General features: G+C 71.1%; 10 protein-coding genes. 6 read left to right on the top strand and 4 right to left on the bottom strand.

Going from position 1 to position 8,163, the window contains the following annotated elements; translation table 11 throughout:
- Nucleotides 1-72 precede the first annotated feature (72 nt).
- Nucleotides 73-813: a DNA topoisomerase IB gene (locus VOI19_RS09205; protein WP_323792667.1), complete on the top strand. Its 741-nt coding sequence runs from the start codon at nt 73-75 to the stop codon at nt 811-813.
- A 7-nt stretch (nt 814-820) separates the two neighbouring features.
- On the opposite strand, the gene serC is transcribed toward VOI19_RS09205, so the two are convergent.
- Nucleotides 821-1,954: a phosphoserine transaminase gene (gene serC, locus VOI19_RS09200; RefSeq protein ID WP_416366366.1), complete on the bottom strand. Its 1,134-nt coding sequence runs from the start codon at nt 1,952-1,954 to the stop codon at nt 821-823.
- Between the two features lie 92 nt (nt 1,955-2,046).
- On the opposite strand from serC, the gene VOI19_RS09195 reads away from it, so the two are divergent.
- The 3 genes from VOI19_RS09195 (at nt 2,047) to VOI19_RS09185 (ending at nt 3,625) form a co-directional block, all read left to right on the top strand.
- A complete protein-coding gene (locus VOI19_RS09195; protein ID WP_323792666.1) occupies nt 2,047-2,463 on the top strand; it encodes a zinc ribbon domain-containing protein in 417 nt (138 codons plus the stop codon).
- The gene (locus VOI19_RS09190; RefSeq protein WP_323792665.1) at nt 2,444-2,953 is read left to right on the top strand and encodes a GNAT family N-acetyltransferase; all 510 of its coding nucleotides are present in this window, start codon (nt 2,444-2,446) and stop codon (nt 2,951-2,953) included. The genes VOI19_RS09195 and VOI19_RS09190 overlap by 20 nt, the downstream gene beginning before the upstream one ends.
- A gap of 93 nt (nt 2,954-3,046) precedes the next feature.
- Nucleotides 3,047-3,625: a hypothetical protein gene (locus VOI19_RS09185; RefSeq protein ID WP_323792664.1), complete on the top strand. Its 579-nt coding sequence runs from the start codon at nt 3,047-3,049 to the stop codon at nt 3,623-3,625.
- A gap of 81 nt (nt 3,626-3,706) precedes the next feature.
- Here the strand turns inward: VOI19_RS09185 and VOI19_RS09180 are convergent, their stop codons facing one another.
- Nucleotides 3,707-4,810, bottom strand: a complete 1,104-nt coding sequence (locus VOI19_RS09180; RefSeq protein ID WP_323792663.1) for a citrate synthase 2 — start codon at nt 4,808-4,810, stop codon at nt 3,707-3,709.
- Nucleotides 4,811-4,947: 137 nt separating this feature from the next.
- On the opposite strand from VOI19_RS09180, the gene pdxH reads away from it, so the two are divergent.
- On the top strand, nt 4,948-5,619 hold the full coding sequence (pdxH, locus tag VOI19_RS09175) for a pyridoxamine 5'-phosphate oxidase (protein ID WP_323792662.1): 672 nt from the start codon (nt 4,948-4,950) through the stop codon (nt 5,617-5,619).
- A 4-nt stretch (nt 5,620-5,623) separates the two neighbouring features.
- On the opposite strand, the gene VOI19_RS09170 is transcribed toward pdxH, so the two are convergent.
- A complete protein-coding gene (locus tag VOI19_RS09170) occupies nt 5,624-6,868 on the bottom strand; it encodes a hypothetical protein (protein ID WP_323792661.1) in 1,245 nt (414 codons plus the stop codon).
- The gene (locus tag VOI19_RS09165; RefSeq protein ID WP_323792660.1) at nt 6,865-7,332 is read right to left on the bottom strand and encodes a hypothetical protein; all 468 of its coding nucleotides are present in this window, start codon (nt 7,330-7,332) and stop codon (nt 6,865-6,867) included. The genes VOI19_RS09170 and VOI19_RS09165 overlap by 4 nt, the downstream gene beginning before the upstream one ends.
- 172 nt (nt 7,333-7,504) lie before the next feature.
- Here VOI19_RS09165 and VOI19_RS09160 point away from each other — a divergent pair, with 172 nt between their 5' ends.
- Nucleotides 7,505-8,068, top strand: a complete 564-nt coding sequence (locus VOI19_RS09160) for a hypothetical protein (RefSeq protein ID WP_323792659.1) — start codon at nt 7,505-7,507, stop codon at nt 8,066-8,068.
- Nucleotides 8,069-8,163: the final 95 nt, after the last annotated feature.

Raw genomic sequence — 8,163 nt, 5'->3', positions numbered from 1 at the left:
GTTTAGAACGAAACTCCCATGGCTGAGGCTCTTGTTTCATTTGCTCTTTATCCATGGACTCATCGATCATGGATGCTGCTGTTCGGCAAGGGACTGGTCAAGGCCCGTGAGCTGGTGCTGGCCGACCTCGGGCGCGAGGGCATGCCGCTCGAGCGCGCCTGTGCTGCCGCAGTACGGCTGCTCGACCTCGGCTACTTCCGCATCGGCAACGACGCCTACGCCGACGCGCACGGCTCCTTCGGACTGACCACTCTCGAACGACGCCACGTGCGACGCCAGCAGGACCGGTTGGTGTTCGCCTTCGTGGGCAAGTCCGGCGTCGAGCACCGGATCGAGATCGACGACGCCACGGTGATCGAGGCCGTCGAGATCATGCGTCGCCGACGCTCGGCCGAGGACCCGTCACTCATGGCCTACCGCGACGGTCGGTCGTGGCGCTCGATCATCCCCGACCTCGTCAACGACTACGTGCGCCAGACGACCGGGCTCGAGGCGACCGCCAAGGACTTCCGCACGTGGCACGCCACCGTGCTCGCAGCAGCTGCGCTCGCCGAGTCCGACGAGTCGGGGGAGACCGGAGCGACCAAGGCGTCGCGCAAGCGCGCGATCTCGGCGGCGATGGTGGAGGTCTCGGACTTCCTCGGCAACACCCCCACGCTGGCGCGGTCGTCGTACGTCGACCCGCGGGTGATCGAGGCCTACGAGCGCGGGATCACCATCAAGGGCACGACGCGGCGCACCTATGACAACCCCGACGAGCGGCAGGCGGCTCTCGAGCGGGCGACGCTCAAGCTGATCAAGAAGGTCGCGTGATGCGGGGCTACAGGGCCGCCACCACGAAGTCGATGCAGGCCGTGAGGGCCTCGACGTCGGACGGGTCGACGGCGGGGTAGGTGCCGATGCGCAGCTGGTTCTGACCGAGCTTGCGGTAGGGCTCGGTGTCGACGATCCCGTTGCTGCGCAGCACCTTCGCGACCGCGTCGGCGTCGACGTCGTCGGAGAAGTTGATGGTGGCGATCACCAACGAGCGGTGGTCGGGGTCGGCGACGTACGGCGTCGTGAACGCCGTCCGCTCGGCCCAGTCGTAGAGCGCCCCCGACGACGCGGTGGTGCGCGCGACCATCGCGTCGAGCCCGCCGAGGTCGTTCATCCAGTCGACCTGCTCGGCCATCAGGAAGAGCGTGGCCACGGCCGGGGTGTTGTAGGTCTGGTTCTTGAGCGAGTTGTCGATCGCGGTCGGCAGGTCGAAGAACGCCGGGATGTGGCGGTCGGACGCGGCGATGCGCGCGGCACGCTCCCTCGCTGCGGGCGACATGATCGCGAACCACAGCCCGCCGTCGGAGGCGAAGGACTTCTGCGGGGCGAAGTAGTAGACGTCGGTCTCGGCGATGTCGACGGGGAGGCCGCCGGCGCCCGAGGTGGCGTCGACGAGCACCAGGGCCTCGTCGGCGCTGGTGCCGGCCGGGCGCACGACCGGCGCCATCACGGCCGTGGAGGTCTCGTTGTGCGCCCAGCAGTAGGCGTCGATGCCGGCCTCGGCGACAGGGACCGGGCGCGAGCCGGGAGCGGCGGTGATGACACTGGGGTCGTCGAGCCAGGGCGCGGCCTTGGCTGCCGTGGCGAACTTGGCAGAGAACTCGCCGAAGGTGAGGTGCTGGCTGCGCTTCTCGATCAGGCCGGCCGTGGCGACGTCCCAGAACGCAGTGGCGCCGCCGTTGCCGAGCACCACCTCGTAGCCCTGGGGCAACGAGAAGAGCGAGGACAGGCCCTCGCGCACGCGACCCACCTGCTCGCGCACCGGCGCCTGGCGGTGGGAGGTGCCCATCAGGTCGCGCCCGGTGGCCGCGAGGGCCTCGAGGCGGGAGACCGGCACCTTTGACGGTCCGGCGCCGAAGCGCCCGTCAGCGGGCAGCAGGCCGGCGGGAATCACGATCTCGGTCACAGGGTCGGGCACGGGGCAACCTTCTCGGCGGTTGAAGTGGTCCATCGCAGCGTAGGAGCTTCATTCTGACAGCGCCCCCGGCGCTCTGAGCACCAGGAGTCCCCATGGCCCCCAGCGACCAGTCCTCGACGGCCCGCACCGTCTTCCGCATCCTCGGTGCCGTGCTCGTGGTCGGTGGGCTCGTCCTGCTCGTCCGCGGCGGCACGGAGTTCGTCGCAGAGATGAACGGCGACACCTTCGGCGACGACGCCGGCTTCGGGCCGATCCTGAGGATCGCCGGCGGCGGCTTCCTCGTCGTCTTCGGTCTCGCCGCGCTGAACGCGGGATTCCTCGGTGCGCAGTCGCGCTACGTGTCGGGGGAGACGTCGGATGCGGTCCGCGAGTTCGGCAGCGCCTTCCGGGGCGAGCCCTCGCAGGGCACGACGAGGGGTTCCGGTCCGCACTGCTCGTCGTGCGGGGTCCAGGCCGACCGCGAGGCGCGCTTCTGCGACGCTTGCGGGCATGCCCTCGCCCCTCGCTGACAAGCTGCCCGAGCTGCGGCTGGTCCACGTCGACTACGGCGACGTGGACGCCGTACGACTCGTCGCGGAGGTGCAGGCCGAGTACGTCGTGCGCTACGGCAGCCAGGACGACTCGCCGCTGCTGCCACTCGACTTCGTCGCCCCGGCCGGCGCCTTCTTCGTCGGCTACCTCGGCGACCGAGCGGTGGCAACCGGGGCCTGGCGTCGCAGCGACGTGGTGGTGGGCGGGGTCGAGCGGACCGCCGAGATCAAGCGCATGTATGTCGCCGCCTCGGCGCGCGGGCAGGGGCTCGCTCGTCGCGTCCTGCAGCACCTCGAGGAGAGTGCCGCAGCGGCCGGCTACGAGGCGCTGGTGCTCGAGACCGGGATCAAGCAGCCCGAGGCGATCGCGCTCTACGAGTCGTCGGGCTACGTCGGCGTCCCGGGCTTCGGGCACTACCGCGGGTCACCGCTCAGCCGGTGCTTCGCCAAGGTGCTCGCTCACCCCTGAGGGCGGGCCCGAGGGGGTCATCCCCGGCTGACCGATCGGCCATTTCCGGGGCAGAGTGCTGCGGCGCGAGAGACCGGTGCCTAGCCTCGAAGGATGCCCCGGACCCCCCGCCTCGGGCTGCTCGTCGCAGCCCTCCTCCTGCCCTGGCTCCCCCTCGCCGCCGCGCCCTCGGTGCTGCCCACGGCAGCCGCCGCGCACCACGTCGAGGACTACGCCTCCTACCAGCCCGCCACCAAGTGCCGCCCGAACGCCAAGCCCGGCACCGAGGAGCTCGGGCACTGGCTCGTGAAGCGCTTCGGCGGCCGCTTCGGGGGGATCTCGCGCGCCTGCGGCGGCAGCACCTCCGAGCACACCGAGGGGCGCGCGTTCGACTGGACGGTCAACGCCTCCACCAAGACCGGACGGAAGGCGGCCAGACAGTTCCTGCGCCGTGCGTTCAAGACCAACCGCGCCGGGGAGACCGACGCGCTCGCCCGTCGGATGGGCATCATGTACGTCATCTGGGACGACCAGATGTACTCCGCCTGGCGCGGCTTCGAGCCGGTGCCCTACCTCTCCTCGGGCTGCAAGAAGCTCAAGAAGTGCTCGCAGACCCTGCGGCACCGCGACCACGTGCACATCTCGCTGACGCGTCAGGCCGCGCGCGGCAAGACCAGCTGGTACTTCCGCTGAGACGCAGGTAGTCCCTGACGAAACGGCCCCTCATCCACTGGATGAGGGGCCGGATCGTCAGGGACTATCGCGTCGCTGGGCTCACTTCGCCCAGTCGGCGTTCCACCCGTCGACGGTGTCGGCCGAGCGGGCGGACGGTCCGGTGTAGATCGCCGAGGGGCGGATCAGGCGGCCGGTGCGCTTCTGCTCCAGGATGTGCGCCGACCAGCCACCGGTGCGGGCACAGGTGAACATCGAGGTGAACATGTGCGGCGGGACCTCGGCGAAGTCGAGGACGATCGCGGCCCAGAACTCCACGTTGGTCTCGAGGACGCGGTCGGGGCGACGCTCGCGCAGCTCGGCGAGGGCGGCCTTCTCGAGCGCCTCGGCAACGGCGTAGCGGGGAGCGTCGAGCTCCTTGGCCGTACGACGCAGCACGCGGGCGCGCGGGTCCTCGGCACGGTAGACACGGTGGCCGAAGCCCATCAGGCGCTCGCCGCGGTCGAGGAGACCCTTGACGTAGGCCTCGGCGTCGCCGGACTCCTCGACGTCGGAGATCATCCCGAGCACGCGCGAGGGGGCACCACCGTGCAGCGGGCCGCTCATCGCGCCGATGGCGCCCGAGAAGGCCGCCGCGACGTCGGCACCGGTGGAGGTGATGACGCGCGCGGTGAAGGTGGAGGCGTTCATGCCGTGCTCGGCCGCGCTGCTCCAGTAGGCGTCGATGGCCTTGACGTGCTTGGGGTCGGCCTCGCCCTTCCAGCGGATCAGGAACTTCTCGGCGAGGGTCGCGCCCTCGTCGACCGTCTTCTGCGGGACGACGGCCTTGTTGAGGCCGCGCGCCGACTGGGCGGCGTACGAGAGCACCATGACGGCGAGGCGACCGATGTCCTCGCGGGCCTGCTCGTCGGAGATGTCGTAGGTCTGACCGAAGCCGAAGGCCGGGGCCAGCATCGCCACGGCGGCCTGGACGTCGACGCGGACGTCGCCGGTGTGCACGGGGAGGTTGTAGGGCTCGGCGGGCTCGAGGCCGGGGGTGTAGGCGCCGTCGATCAGCAGGCCCCAGACGTTCTCGAACGGCACGCGGCCGACGATGTCCTCGATGTCGACGCCGCGGTAACGCAGCGCGGAACCCTCTTTGTCGGGCTCGGCGATCTCGGACTCAAAGGCAATGACGCCCTCCAGTCCATGGTGTACCTCGGTCATCGCTTCGTGCTCCTTCGCTCCAGCGGTGGGCTGTCTGCCTTGGTCTGTCGGGACGCTGACCCGGTCCGATCGGGACCGATCAGGGAGTCGTCCGTCCGGCATTCTGCCGCACGACCCTCGCGCGTAGATTCGGGCGTATGGCTAAGCACCCCGATCCCGCCTCCGACGCCTCCGCGAGGTTGGCGGCGCTGCGTCACGACTACGCCGCCGGCGGGCTCTCGGAGGTAGACCTCGCGCCCGACCCGATGGCGATGTTCGAGCGGTGGTTCGAGGAGGTCAGTGCTGCCGGGATCAGCGAGCCGAACGCCATGATCGTGGCGTCGGTGTCGGACGACGGACGGCCCGCGGCGCGCACCGTCCTGCTCAAGGGGGTCGGCGTCGACGGTTTCAGGTTCTTCACCAACCAGTCCTCGCGCAAGGGCCGCGAGCTGGCCGGCAACCCGGCCTGCTCGCTGCTCTTCCCCTGGCACCCGCTCGAGCGCCAGGTGCGCGTCGACGGGGTGGCCGAGCCGCTGCCGCACGCCGACGTGGCGGCCTACTTCGCCCAGCGTCCGCGCGGCTCGCAGCTCGGTGCCTGGGCCAGCCACCAGTCGGAGGTGGTGGCTGACCGCGACGCGGTGCAGGCGTCGTACGACGAGGCAGAGGCTCGCTTCGAAGGTCGCGACGTGCCGGTGCCCGACGAGTGGGGCGGCTATCTCGTGCGGCCCGAGGCCGTGGAGTTCTGGCAGGGCCGTCCGAGCCGGTTGCACGACCGGCTGCAGTACCGCCGCGTCGAGGACGGGTGGGAGACCTGCCGACTCGCTCCGTGAGGCGTCAGTCGAGGACGCCGGAGTGACCCTCGTCGTCGAGCCAGTCCTCCTCGACCTCGAGGTCGTTCTCGCGCCGGCTCTGCGGGTCGGTCGCGCGGCCACGGCGACCTGCGCCCCCGGCTCCTGCGCGAGCCCCTGACCCGGCTCCTACTGCGGCGCCGCGGCCGGTGGCCTTGCTCCCGGGAGCGGCGGTGGTGCCGGCCGCGCCACGAGCAGCGGACCCGCCGAGGACTCCGCTGCTCGCGGCACGTCCGGTGGCCCCGACCGGTCTGGCCGGGGTGCCGCCCGCGGCGGTGCCGCCTGGTGCGGCCGAGCCGAGGCGGGCGATCAGGTTCTTGGCCCCGAGGCCGCCGAGCGCCCCCGCCCCGGCCGCAGCGCCACCGGCGATCGGGTTGAGGCCCGAGCCGCCGGTGCCGACGTCGGTGCCGACCTCGCCGGTGCCCACGGTGCCGATGTCGACCTGGGGGGTCTCGGAATCGATGGTGTCGGGCGTGCCCTGGGGAGCCGAGTACGGCGTGGAGCCCGTCGAGCTGCCCGGGGTGGGGGAGACCTCGAACGAGTCGGCACCGGTGGGGAAGGCGACGTCGAGGGTCGCCGACTGACCGCCGTTGGACGACGACGAGGCGCCTGCCCCGTGGGCCGAGCCGCCCCTGGGGCCGCCGGCTCCGCCTGCGGTCGAGCCGGGCGTGCCGGACCCGGACTCGCGCACCGGCTCGCCGTGGATCCTGGCCATCACCTCGGCGGCCTCGTCGTAGTCGCGGTTGAGCGCGACCAGCTCCTGACGCGCACGCTCGTCCGACTCGGCGTAGGCAGCCGTCTGCTGCTGGTGGGTGCGCATCTGAGCTGCGTGGATCTTCAGGCGGGTGACGTCGTCGGCCTCGTCACCGGTGCCGGCGGTGAACGTCGGGGGCGCGCCCGGTGACGTCGTCGGCATCTGCGCGCTGGCGGCGCGGGCTCTCAACATGGCAGCGCGCACGACGTCCAGGGCCTCTCCCGCGGCCTGCATCTCGGCCTGGCGGGGCGTGAGGACGTTCGTGCGCATCGTGGAGAAGGCCTGCTTGGCCGCTGGTCCGACGAGGGACGACGGACCGAAGCCCTCCAGGATGGACGCCTCGGCGTTCTCCAGGACACGGGCGATGTTCCTCAGGGAGACGGCTCCCTCGTCCCAGTGGGCGCGTGAGGTCGAGATGTCGTCGGGGTCCATCCCGGCGATCGCGGCCTGGAGTCGGGCGATGTGTGGTCCGGTCACGAGTCGTGTCGCCCCGCCTCGTCGGTGTCCTGGTGCTGCTGGGCGTCGCGGCGTGCCTGCTGGCCTCCGTGCCCACGCCCACCGGCTGCGACGATGCCCAGCGCGTCGGTGACCACGCGCATGTGGTCCGCCGCCTGGTCGTCGGCGTCGCGGATCGCGACCATGGCCGCGCGACAGGCTTCCTGGAAGCCGATGAGGTCGTCCTTGATGCCGCGCAGCGTCTTCCAGGTCACCTCGTGGGCGCGGTCGTAGTGACCGGAGAGGGACGGCGCCGAGTCGGCACGGCCGAAGGCTCCGGGAGCGACCGAGGCCCCGAAGGCGAAGGTCACCGGCGCGAAAGCCTGCTCCTCAGCGCTGATCCGCTTCACCACGTCGTCGATCTGCTCGATGACGAGCACGAGCTCGTTGACGCCTGCGGTCCCGGTGCCGAGGAGCGACCGGACGTCGAGGTCGTACAAGCCCATGGTCGGGTCCCTTCGCACGCGGAGGTGTCAGATGAGGTTTCGCAGCTCGACCAGCGTGGTACCCGGTGGGACGGCGGACAAACCTGTGCGCTGTGACCGCTGACGCCAGTCGGCGTCAGCCGTCGCCGGCAGCCGCTGGCAGCAGACCCTCGGGGTCGTCGAGGAGGGGTACGTGCAGCTCAGGATCGCGACCTGCGCCGTGTTGATCGCGGTGCTCGCCGGTTGCTCGACCGACGAGGGCGAGGTGGCCGCACCGACCGCCACCCCCTCGGCGTCACGACCCACGCAGTCCGAGCCGCCTGCCCCCGACGTCGCGCCGGCCACCGGGGCGAGACTCACGATCGAGCACCTCGGCGAGCCGGTGGCGACCTACCGGGCTCCCACCGAGAAGTGGGTCTCGACCGGCAGGGTGGCGTCCAAGGCCACCGTCGACGGGTCGTTCTACCTGGGCGGGGGTGCCGGGATCACCTATCCCGAGATCTCGCTCGACGACGCCGCGGAGCTGAACCTCGAGAACATCGAACGCACCATCGCCCCGGTCGAGCGGCTCGAGAACCGCACGGTCGACGGGATCGAGGGCTACGTGCTCGAGGGGGGCAAGGGGCCCGTGCTCTACTACGAGTTCGGCGCCACCTACGAGGACTCCTTCGTCACGATCTCCCTGGAGAGCCCCATCGACACCTCGAAGGTCCGCGCGGACATCGAGTCCGTCCTCGCCAGTGTGCGGTGGCAGTGACCGTGGGCTGCTCGCAATCACACGTGCCAGGTCCTGGGGAGTCTGCGCGGCTCGTGCATGATGATCCGGGTCGCGACCCTCACTCCCCAGGAGAG

Origin of the sequence: Nocardioides sp., from assembly GCF_034670285.1 — a bacterium.
Lineage (GTDB): Bacteria > Actinomycetota > Actinomycetes > Propionibacteriales > Nocardioidaceae > Nocardioides.
Note: the sequence above shows the minus strand (reverse complement) of the source record. Positions and strands in the feature narration are given on the sequence as shown.

Excerpts from the sequence above, each read along its gene's own strand:
- VOI19_RS09205 (WP_323792667.1), top strand. The coding sequence starts at position 73 with ATGCTGCTGTTCGGCAAGGGACTGGTCAAGGCCCGTGAGCTGGTGCTG.
- VOI19_RS09195 (WP_323792666.1), top strand. The coding sequence starts at position 2,047 with ATGGCCCCCAGCGACCAGTCCTCGACGGCCCGCACCGTCTTCCGCATC.
- VOI19_RS09190 (WP_323792665.1), top strand. The coding sequence starts at position 2,444 with ATGCCCTCGCCCCTCGCTGACAAGCTGCCCGAGCTGCGGCTGGTCCAC.
- VOI19_RS09185 (WP_323792664.1), top strand. The coding sequence starts at position 3,047 with ATGCCCCGGACCCCCCGCCTCGGGCTGCTCGTCGCAGCCCTCCTCCTG.
- VOI19_RS09180 (WP_323792663.1), bottom strand. The coding sequence starts at position 4,810 with ATGACCGAGGTACACCATGGACTGGAGGGCGTCATTGCCTTTGAGTCC.
- pdxH (WP_323792662.1), top strand. The coding sequence starts at position 4,948 with ATGGCTAAGCACCCCGATCCCGCCTCCGACGCCTCCGCGAGGTTGGCG.
- VOI19_RS09165 (WP_323792660.1), bottom strand. The coding sequence starts at position 7,332 with ATGGGCTTGTACGACCTCGACGTCCGGTCGCTCCTCGGCACCGGGACC.